General features: G+C 38.5%; 20 protein-coding genes. 8 read left to right on the forward strand and 12 right to left on the reverse strand.

The genetic code is table 11. The features are described 5' to 3' along the window. Position 1: 1 nt before the first annotated feature. The 3 genes from Q2T41_RS13315 to Q2T41_RS13325 form a co-directional block, all read right to left on the reverse strand. Positions 2 to 2539, reverse strand: a complete 2538-nt coding sequence (locus Q2T41_RS13315; protein WP_304436460.1) for a TonB-dependent receptor — start codon at positions 2537 to 2539, stop codon at positions 2 to 4. Beyond that, the gene (locus tag Q2T41_RS13320) at positions 2499 to 3410 is read right to left on the reverse strand and encodes a FecR family protein (RefSeq protein WP_304436461.1); all 912 of its coding nucleotides are present in this window, start codon (positions 3408 to 3410) and stop codon (positions 2499 to 2501) included. The genes Q2T41_RS13315 and Q2T41_RS13320 overlap by 41 nt, the downstream gene beginning before the upstream one ends. A gap of 152 nt (positions 3411 to 3562) precedes the next feature. Continuing rightward, the gene (locus Q2T41_RS13325; protein ID WP_089259482.1) at positions 3563 to 4075 is read right to left on the reverse strand and encodes an RNA polymerase sigma factor; all 513 of its coding nucleotides are present in this window, start codon (positions 4073 to 4075) and stop codon (positions 3563 to 3565) included. Positions 4076 to 4181: 106 nt separating this feature from the next. Between Q2T41_RS13325 and Q2T41_RS13330 the strand changes: the two genes are divergently transcribed. From Q2T41_RS13330 to Q2T41_RS13340, 3 genes are all read left to right on the forward strand, one after another. Next, positions 4182 to 5954 (forward strand): hypothetical protein, encoded by a 1773-nt coding sequence (locus tag Q2T41_RS13330; protein ID WP_304436462.1) that lies wholly within the window; start codon positions 4182 to 4184, stop codon positions 5952 to 5954. A 233-nt stretch (positions 5955 to 6187) separates the two neighbouring features. Continuing rightward, positions 6188 to 7525 (forward strand): signal recognition particle protein, encoded by a 1338-nt coding sequence (gene ffh, locus Q2T41_RS13335; RefSeq protein WP_089259483.1) that lies wholly within the window; start codon positions 6188 to 6190, stop codon positions 7523 to 7525. Positions 7526 to 7556: 31 nt separating this feature from the next. Beyond that, complete coding sequence (locus tag Q2T41_RS13340; protein ID WP_089259484.1) at positions 7557 to 8441, forward strand: bifunctional 5,10-methylenetetrahydrofolate dehydrogenase/5,10-methenyltetrahydrofolate cyclohydrolase; 885 nt, start codon at positions 7557 to 7559, stop codon at positions 8439 to 8441. 88 nt (positions 8442 to 8529) lie between these two features. On the opposite strand, the gene Q2T41_RS13345 is transcribed toward Q2T41_RS13340, so the two are convergent. After that, positions 8530 to 8676: a hypothetical protein gene (locus Q2T41_RS13345; RefSeq protein ID WP_304436463.1), complete on the reverse strand. Its 147-nt coding sequence runs from the start codon at positions 8674 to 8676 to the stop codon at positions 8530 to 8532. Between the two features lie 291 nt (positions 8677 to 8967). On the opposite strand from Q2T41_RS13345, the gene Q2T41_RS13350 reads away from it, so the two are divergent. Both Q2T41_RS13350 and Q2T41_RS13355 read left to right on the forward strand, forming a co-directional pair. Beyond that, entirely contained in the window at positions 8968 to 10698 is a 1731-nt protein-coding gene (locus Q2T41_RS13350) for an alpha/beta hydrolase (protein ID WP_304436464.1), read from the forward strand. 39 nt (positions 10699 to 10737) lie between these two features. Next, positions 10738 to 11709, forward strand: a complete 972-nt coding sequence (locus Q2T41_RS13355; protein ID WP_304436465.1) for an aldo/keto reductase — start codon at positions 10738 to 10740, stop codon at positions 11707 to 11709. Positions 11710 to 11789: 80 nt separating this feature from the next. Here Q2T41_RS13355 and Q2T41_RS13360 read toward each other — a convergent pair whose 3' ends face one another. The 5 genes from Q2T41_RS13360 to Q2T41_RS13380 all read right to left on the reverse strand — a co-directional run bounded on the left by Q2T41_RS13360 (position 11790) and on the right by Q2T41_RS13380 (position 15500). Next, positions 11790 to 12215, reverse strand: coding sequence for a VOC family protein (locus Q2T41_RS13360; protein WP_304436466.1), 426 nt, complete (start codon positions 12213 to 12215; stop codon positions 11790 to 11792). 2 nt (positions 12216 to 12217) lie between these two features. Continuing rightward, complete coding sequence (locus Q2T41_RS13365; RefSeq protein WP_304436467.1) at positions 12218 to 12469, reverse strand: DUF7218 family protein; 252 nt, start codon at positions 12467 to 12469, stop codon at positions 12218 to 12220. Between the two features lie 58 nt (positions 12470 to 12527). Next, a complete protein-coding gene (locus Q2T41_RS13370) occupies positions 12528 to 13367 on the reverse strand; it encodes an alpha/beta fold hydrolase (RefSeq protein ID WP_304436468.1) in 840 nt (279 codons plus the stop codon). Positions 13368 to 13434: 67 nt separating this feature from the next. After that, positions 13435 to 13989 carry a hypothetical protein gene (locus tag Q2T41_RS13375; protein ID WP_304436469.1) on the reverse strand — a complete coding sequence of 185 codons (555 nt, stop codon included), beginning with the start codon at positions 13987 to 13989 and terminating at the stop codon, positions 13435 to 13437. Between the two features lie 5 nt (positions 13990 to 13994). Then, positions 13995 to 15500: a helicase HerA-like domain-containing protein gene (locus tag Q2T41_RS13380; RefSeq protein ID WP_304436470.1), complete on the reverse strand. Its 1506-nt coding sequence runs from the start codon at positions 15498 to 15500 to the stop codon at positions 13995 to 13997. 171 nt (positions 15501 to 15671) lie between these two features. On the opposite strand from Q2T41_RS13380, the gene Q2T41_RS13385 reads away from it, so the two are divergent. After that, positions 15672 to 16304: a 7-carboxy-7-deazaguanine synthase QueE gene (locus Q2T41_RS13385; RefSeq protein ID WP_089259493.1), complete on the forward strand. Its 633-nt coding sequence runs from the start codon at positions 15672 to 15674 to the stop codon at positions 16302 to 16304. A 43-nt stretch (positions 16305 to 16347) separates the two neighbouring features. Here Q2T41_RS13385 and Q2T41_RS13390 read toward each other — a convergent pair whose 3' ends face one another. Further along, the gene (locus tag Q2T41_RS13390; protein ID WP_304436471.1) at positions 16348 to 17262 is read right to left on the reverse strand and encodes a hypothetical protein; all 915 of its coding nucleotides are present in this window, start codon (positions 17260 to 17262) and stop codon (positions 16348 to 16350) included. Positions 17263 to 17304: 42 nt separating this feature from the next. Continuing rightward, positions 17305 to 18060: a class I SAM-dependent methyltransferase gene (locus tag Q2T41_RS13395; protein ID WP_304436472.1), complete on the reverse strand. Its 756-nt coding sequence runs from the start codon at positions 18058 to 18060 to the stop codon at positions 17305 to 17307. A 33-nt stretch (positions 18061 to 18093) separates the two neighbouring features. Here Q2T41_RS13395 and Q2T41_RS13400 point away from each other — a divergent pair, with 33 nt between their 5' ends. Continuing rightward, positions 18094 to 18585: a YkgJ family cysteine cluster protein gene (locus Q2T41_RS13400; protein WP_304436473.1), complete on the forward strand. Its 492-nt coding sequence runs from the start codon at positions 18094 to 18096 to the stop codon at positions 18583 to 18585. A gap of 160 nt (positions 18586 to 18745) precedes the next feature. Continuing rightward, on the forward strand, positions 18746 to 19618 hold the full coding sequence (locus Q2T41_RS13405; RefSeq protein ID WP_089259497.1) for a sterol desaturase family protein: 873 nt from the start codon (positions 18746 to 18748) through the stop codon (positions 19616 to 19618). On the opposite strand, the gene Q2T41_RS13410 is transcribed toward Q2T41_RS13405, so the two are convergent. After that, positions 19607 to 20842, reverse strand: a complete 1236-nt coding sequence (locus Q2T41_RS13410; RefSeq protein ID WP_304437448.1) for an exo-beta-N-acetylmuramidase NamZ family protein — start codon at positions 20840 to 20842, stop codon at positions 19607 to 19609. The genes Q2T41_RS13405 and Q2T41_RS13410 overlap by 12 nt on opposite strands. Position 20843: the final 1 nt, after the last annotated feature.

The raw sequence follows: 20843 nt of genomic DNA on the forward strand, positions 1-20843 counted from the left end.
CCTAAAACCGTAATCTAAAACTGGCATTTGGAGTAAGGCCCAAGGATAATCGTTCTATTGTTTCTATAGAATTATCTTCACCTAATCTATAAAACGTATTCAATGTATTTTTTCTATTGGTGATATTCAATATAGAAGCACCAAACGTTCCTTTAATGGTTTTGCCTAAAACAAACGTATAATTTGCAGATGCATCTGCCCTAATATATTCCGGCAATCTACTCCTGTTGGGTTCTTCGTAATTGATTTCTCTAGGGAAAACTGTGTTGTCGATAGGGTCGTCGGCATCTGGTCGGGTAAATGGTTTTCCGGATTTATAATTTAAACCCAAACCTAGTTTAAAGTGGCCTATGGTATAATTTCCGGCAAGGGTTATTGCGTGTCTTACATCTAGGTTGTTAGGGAATTTAGATGGTGTAAGGCTATTGAATAGATAATCATTTTTATTGAACGTATAACTAAGCCATAGACTATAGTCGTTATTTTTCTTGTTGATTAAAAATTCAGCACCTTTGACCGCATAAGAGCCAATTTCACCATTAAACTGATTTTGATTTTGAAAACCTTGGGTAAAAACATTTATACCGTTGACCTCTTTGTAAAATCCGTCAATACCTATGTATAATTTATCCGTGTCATAATTAACGCCTATAGAACCTTGTTTGCTTTTGGTAATGGGTAAGGTATTTCCATCAGAAAGTATCCATCGTCTTTTTTCAATCCCCAAAAAATTCTGTTCTAAATCTATAATCTGATTGGTTACCTGGCTTTTAAATTCGCCCATTGCTTCGGTCTTGAAATTGGGGAGTAGTTCATAGGTAATATTTAACCTGGGCTCCAGAATATATTCCTTAAAGGTGTTCAGGTTTTCAAAATAATTGAGTCGCCCTCCTATGCGCCCATAAAATTTGGAATCTTCAGATGTAAATTGAAGCTCGCTGAACAAAGCATGTTTACGTATTACCCCTTTTATATTACTGGCAAAGGGTGGCTGGTTAATATTTGTTCTATTCTCTATACCTGTTTCCGTAAGTTCGTACCCATTGATCCAATCCAAATTTTTGCGCACTGCGTATTTGGTAATCAATTTTACACTGGATTCCTTGACCAAATTATTCTGTTGTAATCTTTGACTTTCATTATTTGAAATTGTCAGAGCATCCAGACCATATTGGGTATAATAGAATTGAAGGTCCGTAGTAAAATTACTTAACCAATTGCTTTGTAATCTTGTGCCTAATGAAATGTTATCCTGATTTAAGTTACTACCATTAACAGCGTTACTGTCACTGGTTTCAAAATAACTAAGGTTGTTGCTCATATTGATCATGCTGAGCTGAACTTTGTGGTCCTGGTCTATCTCATATAATACTTTTGCCGTAAAGTCATAAAAATAGAAATCACTTTCATTATCCACTTGGCTATCTTGAAATGCTTTTTCTGAAAATACGGTATAGGTGGGGGTGCTCAAAAAATCCGTATAGGACCTGCGTGCGGAAATTTGTATTCCTAAACGTTCATTAATTGGGATATTGCCAAAAAGATCCCCGGATATTAAATTGAAGCCTGTCCCACCATTGGTATAGATGGGCAATTGGTCAGAGGTACGTAAGTCCATAGTGCCGCTTAGACCATCTCCATAAATGGAGGACGTGCCGTTCTTTATAATGCTGACCTTATCCGTAACATAAGGGTTAAATGCTGAGATCAATCCAAAAAAATGTCCGGTCTGGTACATTTTAATATGGTCCCAAAGAACAAGATTTTGATCATTTGTACCTCCCCTAATGTTAATATCCGAAACGGTTTCATCTACACTCTTTATGCCTGGAAGGGCTTGTACTGTCTGTAATATATCAGGTTCGCTTATACCAGGCAAAATTCCAAATTTGGATAGATTAAGTTCAAAACTTGCATCGCTAAGTTTGTTCAGACCGGTGGTCAAAAATTGGGAAACTACGACCTCTTCCAATTCTTGATAGCTAAGTGCCATGGCTATTTTATGACACATAGCAGTATTTATAAGTTTTTCCACTTCTATGAATTGTGGCTTAAAACCTAAATGCTTTACGAGTACGAGCGCAGTTCTTGGAACATTATTCATATAAAACCTTCCTGTAGTATCGGTAATACCGGTTAGTGATGTACCCAAAACTTCAACGGTTGCACCTGGTATGGTATTTTGCTCAAAATTATCTAGTACAAAGCCACAAATAGATACCGTGGAAACCTTTGTCAAGCTATAATATCTGTCACTTAACTTTGTGATAACGATATCCGTATTTTGCTGAATATGGTCTAACTTGGATGTTAATGATTGTAAATCTAATGGCTTAACATAGACATTTTCCAAAGCATTGTCCGCAAAGGAAAACTTTATGTCATGTTCCTGCTCCAAAGTCGTGAGATAATCCGAAAGGAGTATAGCGTCTTTTGCTACTTGCTGCCCCAAAGCAATTACGCTAAAGCACAGTAGTACAAGGCAAATAAGAATATGTTTATGGTGCTTTTTCTTCATAGAACAGCACTTGGTTTCCATCTAATTTAAATTTTATCTGTAATGGAACACTAATGCTTTTAAGGGCGAGCTCAAGATCGTCGTTATTGAAGGAACCGGTAAATAGTTGTTCTTTATCAATACCGCTATAGGTAACCTTAATGTTATATTGTCGCTGTAACTCATCCATTACATAATGCAAAGGTATGCTTCTGAATGAACTTTCGTTGGATAACCAAGATGGTTTGCCGTTTACGGCTACTTTGTAAGTAGAACTTTTGCCATTTATTGCCAACAATGAATTGCCCGCGGGTAATTTTGTTTCTTTTCCGTTAATGGTTACACTTACCATTCCTTCATAACAGGCCACTTCAAAATAATCTTTTCTGTTTTCAACATTAAACTGGGTTCCAAGAACGGAGACAGTTCCGTGTGTGGTTGCTACGTTAAATTTTTTGCCTTTTGCTACTTTAAAATATGCCTCTCCCTCAAGTTCAATATTTCTCTTGTCGTCCCATTTCTTTTCATTATAGGCCAGTTCTGAGTCCGCATTAAGAATAACTTCAGATGTATCCGGTAGGGTTATGGTCTTATTTTCGGCATATGATGTAGTAATCGTTTTGTTTAACGTATTCAAGTAGAAAAAAGAAGCTACTAACAATACGGTAATGGCAGCGGCTATGCGCAGGAAGGGTTTATAAGGGGCAAGGGTAAATACTTTAGGTGACTCCTTAGCCTTATTTTGTTCAAGAGAATTATAGGCCGTATCCATATCAAAGGCCGGTGCTTCTAAATTTGAGGCGACATCCTTTATTTTTTTGTATGTGGCATAGGCTTCAGACTGTTTGAATTCTGCCATTTCCGCTTCGGTCAATTCATTGTTGAGCCATTTAGCCAAGTAATTTTCTTGCATGTTTGTAGCTTTGTTTTAGTATAACAACCAAGTTTTTAAAAACCCTACTTTTTGTTTTTAGTATTTGGTAAAAGGTATCAACCAATAATGTTGCTGAATGGTATGTAATGTATCTAACCTCTAACCTCTAACCTCTAACCTCTAATTTCTAATTATATTCCATCTATCTGCTCCCTTAAACTTTTCAGTGCCAAATGCATTCTTTTTTCAATCGCTTTTACACTTACATTTTCAATTGCCGCAATCTCCGCATATTTTTTTCCGTCTATCCTGTTAAGTAAAAATGTGGTACGTTGGTTTTCCGGTAATGCGTTTAGGGCATTGTCCAATTTTTGCTTGAACTCTGTTTCCTCCATGATAAATTCCGGAGATTCATTGGTTGTTCCTAAGGAAGGTGGGGCATACTTTAAACGTACCTTTTCTGCTTTAATAACATTAAGGTACAGGTTATTGGCAATGGTATATACATACGATTTTGCTTTGTCCGGTGCTACCTTTGCACAATTCTCCCATAGTTTAACAAAAGCTTCCTGTACGGCATCATTGGCTTTTTCCTCGTTCCCGAATTTATAATAAATATAATTGAATACGGTTTTTGACGTTTCATTAAAAACGCTTCGATAAACCGCCTCTTCACATACATTTTGTGGTTGTTCTGTTTTCAACAGGGTTTCTTTTTGTCAAAGATATTTTAAAAAAAATAAAAAAGTAGGTAGGGTTTTTATCAAGTTAATTGTTTTAGGGTTGTAATAACAATAATACCAAATCATTATGAAAAAGTTTTTTAGTTATACCATGTATATTGGTCTTTTGGCCATGGCATTGAACCTAACGTCATGTCAAGATGAATTTGAGGAGATTAATAACGGTGAAGAGCCACAGGCTATAGAGGCCAATTCTTCTACTGCAGATTTAATACAGCGCACAAGTTCCAATGATGGATCTTCAGACAATATAGTGGATGGGACCAGTTGCTTTCAAATAAAATTCCCATATACGGTAGAGGTGAACGGATTAACGCTTACCATGGAATCTAAGGATGATCTAGAAACTATTGAGGAAATTTTTGATAGTATAGATGATGACGAAAATATTTTGGATATCATCTTTCCTATTACGGTAACGGCTGGGGATTTTACGGAAATTACGGTTAATGGCCTACAGGATTTACGGGAATTGGCGGCAGAATGTAAAGAAGGTGGGGAAGATGACGATATTGAGTGTATTGACTTTGTATACCCTATGACCTTATACACCTTTAATGTTAATTTGGAGCAGACGAGCACGGTTCAGGTAGAAAGCGATCGTGAACTTAGATTGTTCTTTAAAGACTTGGGGAGCGACTCTTTAGTAAGTTTTGACTTTCCAATAACGCTAAAATTATATGATGATACCACAATAGAGGTTGCTAACCATAGAGAATTGGCAAGTGCCATTGAAAATGCCAAGGATGATTGTGACGAAGATGATGATGATGATTACAATGATGATGATTTTAATGATGACGAATTTAAGGAAACATTGGTTGAGTGTGTATGGTTCATTACTGAATTTAAAAGGGACAATATGGATCAAACACCGCAATTTGTCAATTACATTTTAAACTTTAAGGAAGACGGAACAGTCGTTACCGGATTCAGGGGAGCTACTACGGTACAAGGAACTTGGAGTACCGCTGTAGGTGAAGATGGAGCTCAACTTACCATGGACTTTGATGCCAGTACGGATTTTAATTTGGAATGGAATGTGTATGATATGGGTGATGACAAGATCAAATTATACAATGGGGAAGGTAATCGTATTGTTATGAAACAATTTTGTGCAGAGGATTTACCGGTAATTACCATTGATAGTATTCGTGAAACCCTGCGCGATTGTACCTGGGCCATTAAAAGGGTCAAGAACAATGGGGAACATGTAAACAGGCTTCTTGGTAGTGAATTTGAATTTCAGGCAAACGGTGTCATTACCTTATCTAATGAAACCACGGTATCAGAAGGAACATGGGAAATTACTACTAATGCACAGGGTAGATTTGTCGTAGCCATTAATATGGGTCAAGAAGGAGCCGTTAGTTTTGAATGGTTGTTGACCGATCTCAAGGATAGGATTATAAAGTTTAATGTTGAAGAGACTTTCTATGAATTGGTCATTGTTAAAAGCTGTGAGGTAGATGAAGAAGAGGAAGAGGATATTACCTACATAAAGGATGTTTTCAGTGATACCCAATGGGATATTGCATTGTTTTCGGAAAATGAGGACGAGTCAACGGAACTTTATATGAACGATACCCTATATTTTAACGCAGATGGAAGTTTAGAAGTACGTAACCCTAATGAAGTGGTACTTAGTACAGGTAGATGGTTTGCCTATAGAAATGCCTTTAGCGGTAAATTGGAAATGATTATTTCCTTTGTTCCCGGTAGTAATTACTTGGCTTTGGCCAATGATTATCAGATCATGGAGGTAACCGAGACAAGAATTGAACTCAAGCACGAAAACGAAATTGAAGGTTACGACCATTTGGTCTTGGAAAGAGAATAACAGTAAAGCATCCAAAAATATACCGTCAACAGTAAAGAGTTGGGCCTCGTTGACGGTATTGATGGAGGTTTTTTGTTAGGGAATATATGAAAATGTAATCCCTTTTTTGCCCCACAAGCAATGTTAGAGCATCTATTTTATATAGATGCTCTTTTGTTTTGTAGATTTTGGTACACTTGCTGCGAAATTAGCAGGGACTTTGTTAAATTTGTAGCCCCTTTAAATAGAAAAGAATGTTCGATAATTTAAGCGATAAGCTAGATAAAGCCTTACATGTACTAAAAGGACATGGTCAGATTACGGAAATCAATGTTGCGGAGACCACCAAGGAAGTACGCCGTGCCTTATTGGATGCAGATGTCAACTTTAAGATTGCCAAAGAATTTACCAACAGGGTAAAGGAAAAGGCTTTAGGGCAGGATGTACTTACCACCTTGCAGCCTGGGCAGTTAATGGTGAAGATCGTTAAGGATGAGCTTACCCAATTAATGGGGGGCGAATCTGAGGGAATAAATTTATCAGGCAAGCCATCGGTCATCTTAATGTCCGGTCTACAAGGGTCGGGTAAGACCACATTTTCTGGTAAACTGGCCAATTTTTTAAAGACAAAAAAATCCAAGAACCCGTTATTGGTAGCCTGTGATGTTTATCGTCCTGCGGCAATAGACCAATTACATGTTGTAGGGGAACAAATAGGTGTGCCCGTTTATTCCGATCGAGACAATACCGATCCGGTCGCTATTGCGCAGGCAGGTATTGCCAAGGCGAAACAAGATGGCCACAATGTAGTTATCATAGATACCGCAGGTCGTCTGGCGGTAGATGATAAGATGATGGAGGAAATATCCAATATCCATAAAGCCATACAGCCTCAAGAAACCTTGTTCGTCGTAGATTCCATGACAGGGCAAGATGCGGTAAATACAGCAAAAGCTTTTAACGATATCCTTAATTTTGATGGTGTTATCCTAACAAAACTAGATGGTGATACCCGTGGTGGTGCCGCAATTTCCATTAAATCCGTAGTGGATAAGCCGATCAAATTTATTGGTACGGGAGAGAAAATGGAAGCCATAGATATATTCTACCCATCGCGTATGGCAGACCGTATCTTGGGAATGGGTGATGTAATATCACTTGTTGAAAGGGCACAGGAGCAATTTGATGAGGAAGAGGCCAGAAAGATTCAAAAGAAAATTGCAAAAAATAAATTCGGTTTTGACGATTTCCTGAGCCAGATTCAGCAAATCAAGAAAATGGGTAACATGAAGGATCTTATGGGAATGATTCCCGGAGCTGGCAAAGCCTTAAAAGGTTTGGATATCGATGATGATGCCTTTAAGCATATAGAGGCCATTATCTATTCCATGACACCGGACGAACGCTCAAATCCATCAAAACTGAATGCAAGCAGGAAAAAGCGAATTGCCAAAGGTGCCGGTAGAGAAGTTCAGGAAATCAACCAGCTGCTAAAGCAATTTGATCAAATGAGCAAGATGATGAAAATGATGCAAGGTGGCGGCGGTAAAAAGATGATGCAGATGATGGGCGCCATGAAAGGAATGAGATAAAAAACGAATAGGACAACTAAAATAAGTGGATATGGAATTATTGGATGGTAAAAAAGTATCCAATCAAATTAAGGAGGAAATAAAGGCAGAGGTTGCCAAAATGAAGGAAAGAGGAGAAAAAGTCCCTCATTTGGCAGCAATAATTGTGGGTAGTGATGGTGCCAGTTTAACCTATGTAGGTAGTAAGGTGCGTTCTTGCGAGCGTGTAGGTTTTGAATCTACCCTAATTCAAATGCCCAGTACAACCTCTGAACAGGAGTTGTTGAGAAAAATCAAGGAGCTGAACGAAGATGATAATATTGACGGATTTATCGTACAGTTGCCATTACCGGAACAAATAGATACCCAAAAGGTGATATTGGCCGTACACCCAGATAAGGATGTAGATGGTTTTCACCCCACCAATTTTGGTAAAATGGCACTGGATATGAGTACCTTCATACCGGCTACCCCATTTGGAATTTTGGAATTATTGGAGCGTTATAAGGTAGATACCAAAGGTAAACATACCGTGGTCATTGGGCGTAGCCATATAGTGGGTAGGCCAATGAGTATTTTAATGGGTAGAAAGGGCTGGCCGGGCAACTCAACCGTAACGCTAACCCATAGCCATACAAAAAACATCACCCAAATTATATCACAGGCAGATATCGTAATTTCTGCATTGGGTGTTCCTAAATTTTTAAAAGCTGAGATGGTAAAGGATGATGCCGTGGTCATTGACGTAGGTATTACCCGTGTGCCTGATGAAACCAAGGAAAAAGGATATTACATAACAGGCGATGTGGATTTTGAAAATGTAAGTAAAAAGGCATCGTTTATAACTCCGGTTCCGGGTGGGGTAGGTCCTATGACCATTGCAATGTTGTTAAAGAATACATTATTGGCAAGGGAAAGGCATAGAAGTAGAGACTGATCATACTGATCCTATGAAAACCCAACACTTTAAGTTGGGTTTTTTTATACCCCATTTATTCTTAGGTTATTAGAATAATAGAAAGATATTATATAGCGCTATTTTTTTGTATGCTGTTGGTTGCCGTACTGTCATTGGGAATGATATAATCAATATCATTGCTGTCGTCATAGTCACAACTGCCAATTAAGGAAATGATACTTATGACCATAATGGCAAATAAATTTTTTTTCATAGTAGGGGTTTTTATGGTTATAACGGTATAATCGCACATAAATACATAACGTTTAATTTATGGATATGGTATGGTAAATCCGGTATATGGTGAACCGTTATTTAAGAAATTTCTAGGTTGAGAGTAAGAGAGCATTTTTAAATAAACCTTAGGACGGTAAATTATTATGAAACTAAAACACTTTTTTAATATGTTTTCCCGGTTAAGTTTAAGTAGCACAAAAAATCTTTTTGATATGAACATGATTGGGGTCTAGGTATTATCTTTAAGAAACCAATCCAGAGAGCCATCATGAAAAAATTTGTAATTGCTATAATACTGCTAAATATTGTTTTCACTAGTTGTGAAAAGGTGGTAAAGCCCATTTATAATATCAACGTAACCTTAGATGAAACGGTAAGTGCATCAAAAAAAGACGGTAGGTTACTACTTATGTTATCTACAGACGATAGTGATGAGCCCCGTTTTCAGATTAATGACGGATTAAATACGCAACTCATATTTGGTGTTAATGTCAATGATTGGGAACCGGGCACACCCATTTCATTTGATGCCAGTGTTTTTGGCTATCCCTATGAAAGTTTAAAGGATGTACCACCAGGGGAATATAATGTACAAGCACTATTACATGTCTATGAAACTTTTAACCTTTCTAGTGGACATACCGTGAAACTTCCAATGGATAATGGCGAAGGCCAACAATGGCAAAGGTCTCCGGGCAATTTATATAGTAAACCGTTTAAGGTAAGGGTGGCAACCAATGGTTTTGAAAACGTATCGGTTACCTTGGATCAAGTTATTCCGCCCATAGAGGAGCCAACAGATACTAAGTGGATAAAACATATAAAGGTTAAATCAGAAAAACTGTCCGCCTTTTGGGGCCGTGATATTTATCTTGGTGCACATGTTTTGCTTCCCAAAGGTTTTGCTGAGCATCCTGAAGCCAAGTATCCGTTAATGGTCTTCCATGGTCACTTTCCCTCGGATTTTGGAGGTTTCAGGACCACCCCTCCAGACCCCAACCTTACACCTGAATATTCAGAACGGTTTAATTTGGAAGGATATAATATAATTCAACAACAAGAGGCTTATGATTTTTACAAGCGATGGAACGCGCCCGATTTCCCTCGTTTCATAATTATAGAAATTCAACATCCAACACCGTATTATGACGATTCTTATGCCGTAAATTCTGCCAGTCAAGGTCCTTACGGTGACGCTATTACCTATGAGCTAATTCCTGAAATTGAAAAACAGTTTAGGGGAATAGGCGAGGGGTGGTCTCGTTTTTTATATGGCGGTTCTACCGGTGGTTGGGAAGCATTGGCAGTACAGGTAAAATACCCGGAAGAATATAACGGATGTTTTGCGGCTTGTCCTGATCCCATAGATTTTAGGGCCTATACGTTAACCAATATCTATGAGGATAAAAATGCCTATTATTATCCAAGTAGGCACAAACAACTGGAAGTGCCTGCCCATCGTAACTATTTAGGGCAAATACAATCTACCCTGCGCCAAGGAAATCATTTGGAACTGGTATTGGGGGACAAATCTAGGTCGGGACAACAATGGGATATATGGGAAGCTACATATTCTCCCCAAGGAGATGATGGATACCCGGTAAGGATTTGGGATAAGATGACCGGAGATATAGACCATGAAGTAGCGGAATACTGGAAGGAGAATTATGATCTTAGGCATATCTTGCAACGAGATTGGGGTAAACTAGGGGATAATTTAAAAGGTAAGATTCATATCTACTGCGGGGATATGGATAATTATTATTTGAACAATGCCGTATATCTTATGGAAGACTTTCTGGAAAGTACCACGGATCCATATTATGAAGGAGAAGTGCTATATGGCGACCGAGCGGAACATTGTTGGAGCGGAGACCCGGAACAGCCCAATGCCATTTCCAGACTTCGTTACAATAGTATGTACGTACCAAAGATCATGGAGCGTATTGAAAAAAGTGCTCCTAAAGATGCTGATTTAACGAGTTGGAGGTATGAATAATATAGTTTATTTAAATTTTAACAGTAATAAAAGTGCACAATGAAATATAGAAGATTCGGAAGAACAGATTGGCAAGTTAGTGAAGTAGGATATGGAATGTGGGGCATGGCAGGTTGGACGGCCAGTGATGATGAACAATCTGCTAAATCATTGGATTTGGCAGTTGAAAAAGGGGTCAATTTTTTTGATACGGCATGGGGCTATGGTGAAGGACATAGTGAAGAATTACTGGGGGAATTGGTTAAGAGACATCCCTCAAAAAAAATCTATACGGCCAGTAAAATTCCACCGAAGAACTTTCAATGGCCAGCAAAACCTGAATATGCTTTTGAAGATTCTTATCCTACCGAGCATATTATGGAATACACCCATAAAACGTTGAGGAATTTGAACTTGGAGCAAATAGACTTAATGCAGTTTCATACTTGGGACGATGTTTGGAGCAATAGGGAAGAATGGCAACGCGCTATAGAAGATTTAAAAACTTCTGGTAAAGTAGCGGCAATGGGTATAAGTATGAACCGTTGGGAGCCGGAAAATGGAATTAAAGCTTTAAAAACAGGATTGTTGGATGCCGTTCAGGTCATCTATAATATATTTGACCAAGCACCAGTAGATGTTCTTTTTCCGCTTTGTAAGGAATTGGATATCGCTACAATAGCCCGTGTGCCTTTTGATGAAGGAACATTGACAGGGAACATTACAAAAGAAACAACTTTTCCGGAAGGTGACTGGCGCGGTACCTATTTTGTCCCTGAGAATTTAATTTCTTCAGTAGAGCATGCCAATGCTTTACGACCATTAATCCCTGAGGGAATGACCATGGCTGAAATGGCGCTTCGTTTTATATTGATGAATGATAATGTGGGTACTACCATACCCGGTATGCGTAAACAACGTAATGTCTTAGCTAATACTGCAACAAGTGATGGAAAAGGTTTGCCAAAAGAACTATATGAAGAACTGAAAAAGCATCGTTGGGACAGAGTACCTACTTCTTGGTCTCAGTAGAGACCATAAATAATACATGGCAATTAAAAACACCCCCATTAATTTTAATCAATAGGGGTGTTTCTTATTCTTGGCTCTTGTTATTTGGCAAATAATTGCCCCATATCTTTAAAAGCTTTGAACTCTAAAGCATTTCCGGCAGGGTCATAAAAAAACATGGTAGCCTGTTCGCCTACTTTACCTTCAAAACGCACATAAGGCTCAATGACGAATTGTACACCTTTGGATTTTAGCTCTTCCGAAAAGCGCTGAAAAGTATCCCAAGGTAAAACTACTCCGTAATGCGGTACGGGTACATCATGACCGTCAACGGGGTTGTGGTGTACGGTTTCGGTTTCAGATTTAGGCTTGTAGTGTATCACCAATTGATGTCCGAATAAATTGAAATCTACCCAATGGTCGCTACTACGGCCTTCTTCGCAATTCAATATTTCTCGGTAAAAAGTTCTGCATTCCGCTAGGTTGTGTACGGGTATCGCAATATGAAATGGTGTAATGTTTTGCATAGTTAGTTATTTCTTAATGCTGAAATTAATTCTTTTTTGTTCATTTTTGAACGTCCTTCAATACCAATTTTTTTGGCTTGTTCGTAAAGCTCGTCTTTTGTTCTGTCTTCATAACTAGATGCACTACCACCCTTTTTGCCCGCATTTTCAGTATTGGCTATTCTAGCTGCTTTTTGTTTGCTATAGCCTTTTTCTACTAATGCCTCGTATTGCTCTTCATTTTTAATTTGGGGAATATTATTTGATTTTGCCATTTTTTATTTTAAAAATAAATAATTAATGGTCTGTGAACGTGCTGTATACAATTAGAAATTACTCTGCTAAAAAGGATATAATTTTATCGTTGACCTCATCTTGATGCATAGAATGTCCAAAGCCTTCCGTACTATACAGTTCGCTGCCGTTCCAATGTTTATGAACGGCAACAGAAGCATGGTAGGGCGCTATTTCATCTAGTCTATCATGAAAGACCAATCCTTTTTTGGTATTTCGTTTTACAAATTTTGGACTAGAAAAATCTTCTGGGGTAAATCCAAATTGGTCATTGATATACACTTCCAATGTTTTGGTGACCTTTGTGCTTAGCCCTAATAGTTTTTTATAGTGATCGAGAATTTCATGGAGTTCTGATGGCGAACCAATGGTAACCATTTTTTCAACATGGTCATTTGGGTTGTTGGCCTCATTATATAATATGGTCATGCCACCCATAGAATGGCCTATGAGCACTTTAGGGGTATAAACGGACAACATCTCCTTTAAAGTGGCTGCATAAAGGGGTACATGTAAAATGGTGCCTGATGAATACCCGTGCGCAGGGGCGTCAAATGCAATAATGTTATAATTTTCTGCCTGTAGTTTTTCAATCAACTTATGCCATCGCCAACTATTGCTTTCCCAACCATGTACCAAAAGAACGGTTTCATTTTTGCCAGACCAATGGTATACCTGTATGTTGTGTTCATTAATAAATAGCACATCTAATTTAGCTTTATCCAAAAAAGCTTGCTGTTTGGGAAGTACACGGCCTTTTCTTACTGTTGCAAATACGGTAAATGCCTGTTGGGCCACTTTTTTTGGAACAAACCATACCAAGAGATTAAAGTAGAGACCGTAGAGTTTTGGAATAAGTTTTTTAAATAGAACGGGCACCTGTTGTAATTTTATTAATTGATGGAAATTGGGGAAATGGGTTTTAGGACATGCTGAAAAAGGTATATTAGTCCCAACCGATCATCATGTATTTTATTTTTGCGTTATCCGGTATTTGTACTTCTTCTATATTGCTATTGGCATTATACCGTAAACTTTCCGGTAGTTCTTTTTTATCTATCGTAAAATAAAGATCACTGTCCTTTAATAATACCACCACATTATTAAGTGAGGTGATAATTTTCTTAATAGCGTATTCCTCCTTTATATCCTTAAAGGTGCTTAATTTGGAAATCCCTTTCTCTGTTATGTACCTTTCATCATTAATTTGAACATTTTGTATGGTCGCAATACTATCGGTATTTGGAGTAAGGGTGAGTAACAGCGGGCCCCCTCTTTCATAAATTTTAATTTTACTGGCCCCGTTGCCAAAATTTAGCTTTACCGTATCCTTAACTACAGAGTCCTTTTCAAAAATCAATTCTATATCCCTTGCTAAACTTTGTTTGGAGAGCAGGCCTACCTGATCTCCTGAAATTTGAAAATCTTTAGATTGTTCATCCTGACAGTTAAAGAGCAAAAAACTGCCTGCTAAAAAGAATAAAATATGTAATGATCTCATAATTGCTAACGCATCACTTTTTTTAACACCCCAAGTACGCCCCTAATAAAAGTTGCACTTGTCAATACTTTTATGATAGGATTTTGTCTGGTACTTTGTCTTGTGGATGTTCTTCTTGGTTTAGGTTTGTTTTTTTCTTTTTCGGCCAATTTTTCGGCTTCGTCTATTTTTTCGTTCAGGATTTCATAGGCGCTCTCACGGTCAATTATTTCATTGTATTTGTTGACCAAGGACGATTTATCGATAACATTGGACAATTCCTTATCCGTCAACACATCCATGCGGCTCATGGGTGCGCGCAATAGGGTAGCGGCAAGTGGGGTTGGTCTCCCTTTTTCGTCCAGTGCCGAAATCAACGCCTCGCCAATTCCTAAGGAAGTAAGCACTTCTTTGGTGTCGTAATATTCGGATTCCGGGTAATTTTCCGCCGTCATTTTAATGGCTTTCCTATCCCTGGCCGTAAACGCCCTTAGCGCATGCTGAACCTTAAGGCCTAGCTGTGCCAATACATCATTAGGAACATCCGTTGGGTTTTGGGTAACAAAATATAGTCCAATTCCTTTTGAACGTATGAGCTTTACTATACTTTCAATTTGGTCCAATAACGCTTTTGAGGCTTCCTTGAATATAAGGTGCGCCTCATCTATGAACAAAATCAGTTCCGGTTGGTCACTATCGCCCTGCTCTGGAAAGGTGGAATAGATTTCCGCCAATAAGCTTAGCATAAACGTAGAGAACAATTTAGGCCTATCCTGTATATCCGTTAGGCGTAAGATGTTTATATAGCCTTGGCCTTTTTCATTTACACGTGTCAAATCCATTACATCAAAGGATTTCTCCCCAAAAAACAGTTCTGCTCCCTGTTGTTCCAATTCTATGATCTTTCTTAAAATGGCCCCGGTAGAGCTGGTCGAGATTCTTCCATATTCCTTGGTAAATTCTGCCTTACCGGCCCCTGTTGCATATTGTAGGACTTTTTTAAAATCCTTAAGGTCCAGCAAGGGCATTTTTTGATCGTCGCAGTATTTGAATACCACTGCCACAATACCTTCTTGCGTTTCTGAAAGGTCAAGGATGCGCGATAATAGCACCGGTCCAAACTCTGAAACGGTGGCCCTGAGTTTTACACCATCCTGCTCTGATAATGATAGGATTTCTACCGGGAAACTATTTGCCTCAAAAGGAATGCCTATTTTGGCATGGCGCTCATCTATTTTGGGATGTCCCGGACTAGGTTGTGCCAATCCACTTAAATCTCCTTTTAAATCCATTAACATGACCGGAATTCCTTTTTGTGAAAGGTTTTCTGCAAGTACTTGTAACGTTTTGGTTTTTCCAGTACCGGTGGCACCTGCTATAAGGCCATGTCTGTTCAATGTTTTTAACGGAATTTTCACCAAAGCATCCGTAACGGCCTCTCCATTCTGCATAGCGGCTCCCATTACAATATAATCGCCTTTGGTGGTATAACCTTTTTTAATATGTTCAAAAAAATCTTCGGTACCGGCCATTTTATTTAATTTTCGATAAAAATAGTGGATTTTTAAGCAATCCAAAAGATAAGGACTGCCTTAATACTACTTAGTTTTCAACAGAAAGCGGTTGGTTTCTAGTTAGAATGCAATGCATTTGTACGGTATAAACCGTTGAGAATTTTAGTAACTATACCGTATCTTTGCCAGATGAAAAATGTGGAGGTACTTGAGAAAGTGAACAAAGGCGTGTATTTACCCTTAATGGAAGAATTTTATACCATACAGGGAGAAGGTTTTTACAAGGGAACGGCCGCCTATTTCATTAGGGTTGGAGGATGTGATGTTGGATGCCATTGGTGCGATGTAAAGGAAAGTTGGAACGCAGAAACGCATCCACCTACGGATATTGAGCATATTGTTGCCAATGCAGCCACATATTCAGATACTATTGTGGTTACCGGTGGTGAACCGTTGATGTGGAATATGGAACCTTTGACCACGGCTCTTAAGAATAAAGGACTTAAAACCCATATTGAAACTTCTGGAGCCTATACCTTGACCGGTAATTGGGACTGGATCTGTCTTTCGCCTAAAAAGAACAAACTTCCGGAAGGTGTTATATATGACAAGGCCCATGAACTAAAGGTCATTGTCTATAACAAACATGACTTAATCTTTGCAGAGGAGCAAGCCGCCAAAACCAATGCGGATTGTATTCTATACCTGCAACCAGAATGGAGCGTAAGGGATAAAGTTGTGCCAATGATCGTGGATTACGTCATGAAGAACCCAAAATGGAAGGTATCCCTACAAACCCACAAATATTTAAATATTCCGTAACGTACTACAGTTTAATCTAATTTTTTGAATGTAATAGGTGGTATCAACGACCACCATTGGCCCTAATATCCAAAATACATTCAGGATCAAGGGCTACACTTGCAACACCTTTTGCAGTTTGTTTTTCCAACAAGCGCAGAACGCTTTCGCCAGACAATATGCAGCCAGATGTTACACCATCCTCATAAGCTGTCTTAGCCGACATTTTTTGGGATTTCCCTAAAACCGAATTACTGCCAAATTGTAATTCTGCTCGCATTAAACATCCATCTTGATTGCAATGTTTATCGCCCACTAATTCTCCATCCTCATTCTCGGATTCTGACTCATGATCATTGACCATATCCGTACCTAAATTTACCAAACCGAAAAGATGTCCAAATTCATGGTTCAACGTAGCTGTCTCTACATCCTCATTATTTATGGAAGAGCTTCTGGCAGCTAATTTTCTTACCGTAATTTCATGAATGATCATGGAAGTGTTCCGGTACACCGCTCCCAACGTTACAAGTCCGCCCTCCAAGTCATCACCTTCCGCAGGGGAATCGGCAAAATAAATATAAATTGCCAAGGTACTGCCCGTATTAAAAGCGGTTCTGTTCTTGGTTTCCAACTCTACTATTTCCTGTAAGGTCAGCTCATCTTCAACAGGACTTGGTAATTCGTTATAAATAATCTCTATATCTTCCTTAAAGGTATATTGGCGCAAATAATCTGTGAACTGGGCCATAGCCGTAGCAGTTGGTCTAAAACCTTCTACATAGCCAATTTCTATTAATAATTTATCATAAGTGCTGTTAGAGAGTATGTCATTGGCAGAGTCTCCCGTAGCCAAAAGATTAGCCTCTTTGTTCACTGAAGGGGTCGGTGTTTCCTCCTCTGTTGTCGTACTACTTTTTGAGCATGATACCGCAAAGGCTAAAACAAAAAGCAGGAATAAATTCTTTAATGTGCTCATAATATAAATATCTAGTAGCATAACGAAAAAATAAGGCGCCTATTATTGCATTGGTGTCAATCTTGCCAAATAGTCGTAATGTTCGCCCTCCATTACGAGTTCACAATGTAAATTATTGAAATTTGCCGCACGTTGCAGGGTGTTATAATCTACGTATAACCACGGAAAAGGTTCACTTTTTTCCTTTTTGTAGCGCATGGTAAAATTTACCTCGCCATAATAATCCGTAGTATCCGGAATCCAATAGCCACCATCTTCATCATTCTCGAGCATATAGATGATATCGCTGGAATCCAATAGAATTTGTCCGCCATCATTTAAGAGGGTAGTCAGTTTATGAAAAAATGGCGCTAAGCCTTTTAATGTTCCTGCGATACCTACACCGTTCATTAAAATTAAAATAGTATCAAACTTGTGTCCTTCATAGGATAGCAAATCTGTATGAACCGTTTTTTTAAGCCCTCTGGATGCACAGACTTTTATAGCGCCTTCTGAAGTGTCCAGGCCTATAACGTTTAGTTTTTTTTCTTGTAGATGCAAACTATGGCTACCCGCACCACAACCAACATCCAAAACCTTGCCTTTGCATAAGTTTAAAGCCTTTTGCTCAATTTTGGGCATTTCTTTAAAACTTCTGAACATGTAAGGTAGAGGCAGAACATCTTCCTCTTCAAGGGAGGAACATGTAATAATATCTTCAACGTAATTGCCGTGTTGGTAATCTAAGAGCGCCGTACCTAAAATATCCTTGTTCAAAATAATAGTATATCTAAATGCAAAAGTCTCGCTTTTTGGCACTACTTTCCTAGTTTTGAAGAATTAATTTTAGACATGGAGGAGGTTTTACGACAATTACCAAAAAAGGCAAAGGAAAAACATAATGAGAATAAAAAGTTCTTTTCCAAGCTGCGGAAAAAAGCACCAAAGGATTTGGACTATACCATGCAAGAACTTCATGAAAAAGAGTTTGAGCGAACAGATTGTTTAACCTGCGCCAATTGTTGCAAAACTACAGGTCCACTTTTTACCAACGCAGATGTGGAGCGCATTTCCAAAACGTTTAGGATGAAACCCCAAAAATTCATAGATGCCTATTTACGGATCGATGAGGAAAACGATTATGTTTTGCAACAAGTACCCTGTACGTTTTTAGGCCAAGATAATCTATGTTCCATATATGATGTGCGGCCAAAGGCATGTCGCGAGTTTCCGCATACGGACCGAAAGAAATTTCAGCAAATAAGTCATCTTACCCTAAAGAATGTGGCTATTTGCCCTGCCGCGTTCAATATAGTAGAGGAGATGAAAAAACGAATAAAGTAATATGCATCAATTTAAGCAATCAATGATAAATCAAGTGGGTTAATGTACTATTAACGATAAATTTTAAGGTGGCTTCAATTAAAAAGTTTCTAGGTTAATCCTAATACCATCAACCATTGATGAAAGAACATCCCACCCAACTTTTTATTATATTTAGAACATGGAACAACTCATTTCTTATTTTGAAACCATACCTGCCGTACATAGGTCATTGATTTTAGTTGGTGGTATTACGTTCTTTTGGATCCTAGAAGGTATTGTGCCGTTATTCAACGGCAGTTATAATAAATGGAAACATTCCTTGCCCAATTTCTTCTTTACCTTGACGACTATCGTGGTGAATTTTCCATTGGCATTTTTACTTTTAAAAACATCGGATTGGGCGGTAGCCAATGACTTTGGTATCATTAACTGGTTGCCAGATATGCCTTTATGGGCCTATGTTTTTTTTGGGGTTGCTCTGTTAGACTTGATAGGTGCCTACACGGCACATTTGGTGGAGCACAGGGTTAAACCGCTGTGGATGGTTCATTTGGTACATCATACCGATCACAATGTAGATACGACTACGGCCAATAGGCATCATCCTTTAGAAAGCTTAATACGGTATATGTTTACCTTGATCGGAGTTTTTATTGTGGGTGCGCCCATTGGTATCATCATGTTATACCAAAGTCTATCTGTAGTATTGTCACAATTTAATCATGCCAATATTAAATTACCAAAAGGTGTTGACAAAGCAATTAGTTGGGTATTGATCTCACCGGATATGCATAAAGTACATCACCATTATGTACTACCTTACACGGATAGTAACTATGGTAATATATTTTCTTGGTGGGACCGTCTGTTCGGTACATACATGCATTTAGATCGCGAAAAAATTATTTACGGTGTAGATACTTTCCCAGATGAGGTTGCTAACGGTGAAATAAGTTCGTTGTTGAAATATCCTTTTGTTGGCTATAGAAAACCAACAACAAATGGTAGTAGCCTGGAGGAAATAGCAAATGAACAGCCTTTAATAAAGTAAATATTTCGCCCTAATTTTTTTGAACTTTTCAATATCCGCTTTCCATGTCGCTTTTATTTCGGCATTGGTAGCCCCTGCTTCAATCTGCTTTTGCAGTCTATCATTGCCGACGTGTTTAGTGAATCCGTCGGTAAGGAAGAATTTACTTTTGTCCACGGTATTGGTATAGGCATCTATAATATATTCCATAGTCACCTCATTCATGCGTTCGGTTTTGGATAGGTCCTTGCCATAACATAGTTTGCCCTCTTCTTTTGGATATTTTGATCCAAAATTTGGTTTTGGGGTATAGGTGAAATCATACACGTTCTTATCCAGAAAAGATGCGCCGTATCGTTGAAATTGAAATTCGGTACCACGACCGGCATTTATATTTGTGCCTTCTAACATTCCTAAACTTGGGTATAGGGTAATAGATGTGTCATTTGGTAAATTTGGGGAAGGTCTAATGGGCAAATTGTAAAAACGGTCATGTGTCCAATTTTCTAATGGGATTACGGTAAGGTCTACCTTTTTGTCTCCCTCTAGCCACATTTCCTCATTGATCATATTGGCATATTCCCCAATGGTCATTCCGTACACTAAGGGTATTTGGGTCATGCCCAGAAAAGAGGTGTGTTCCGCTTCCATGGTTGGTCCGTCTACATAATGTCCGTTAGGGTTTGGGCGGTCCAATACCAATACGGGAATTCCTTTTTCAGCGCAGGCTTCCATGACCAGTTGCAGGGTAGCTATATAGGTGTAAAAACGCACACCTACATCTTGTATATCGAACAATACCAGATCTAAACCATCTAATTGATCTTGGCTTGGCTTTCTATTTTTTCCATGCAAGGATATTAATTCTAGTCCAGTTTTGGTGTCCTTGCTATTGTTTACATATTCCCCTGCATCAAAATTGCCTCTAAAACCATGTTCGGGAGAAAAAACGTGCTTGATCGCTACATCTAACGAAAGTAGACTGTCTACCAAATGGGTATACCCACCTGGCTTAAAAATAACACTGGTCAGGTTAGCGACAACAGCAATTTTCTTTCCCTTTAAAAGTGGCGCATAGGCTTCCATACGGTTAGCGGCTACGACTATTTCTTTTTCTACCTGTTTTATTTGTGGCTTAGATGCGCGTTGTGTGTTTTCGGTTACTGTATGGGCATTGTTTCCGCATGTGCCCAATACCAAAAACCATAATAAAACTGTACTTTTGAAATTGGATAAAAATAACATC

The sequence above is a fragment of the Maribacter confluentis genome, assembly GCF_030505015.1.
GTDB classification, from domain to species: Bacteria; Bacteroidota; Bacteroidia; order Flavobacteriales; family Flavobacteriaceae; genus Maribacter; species Maribacter sedimenticola.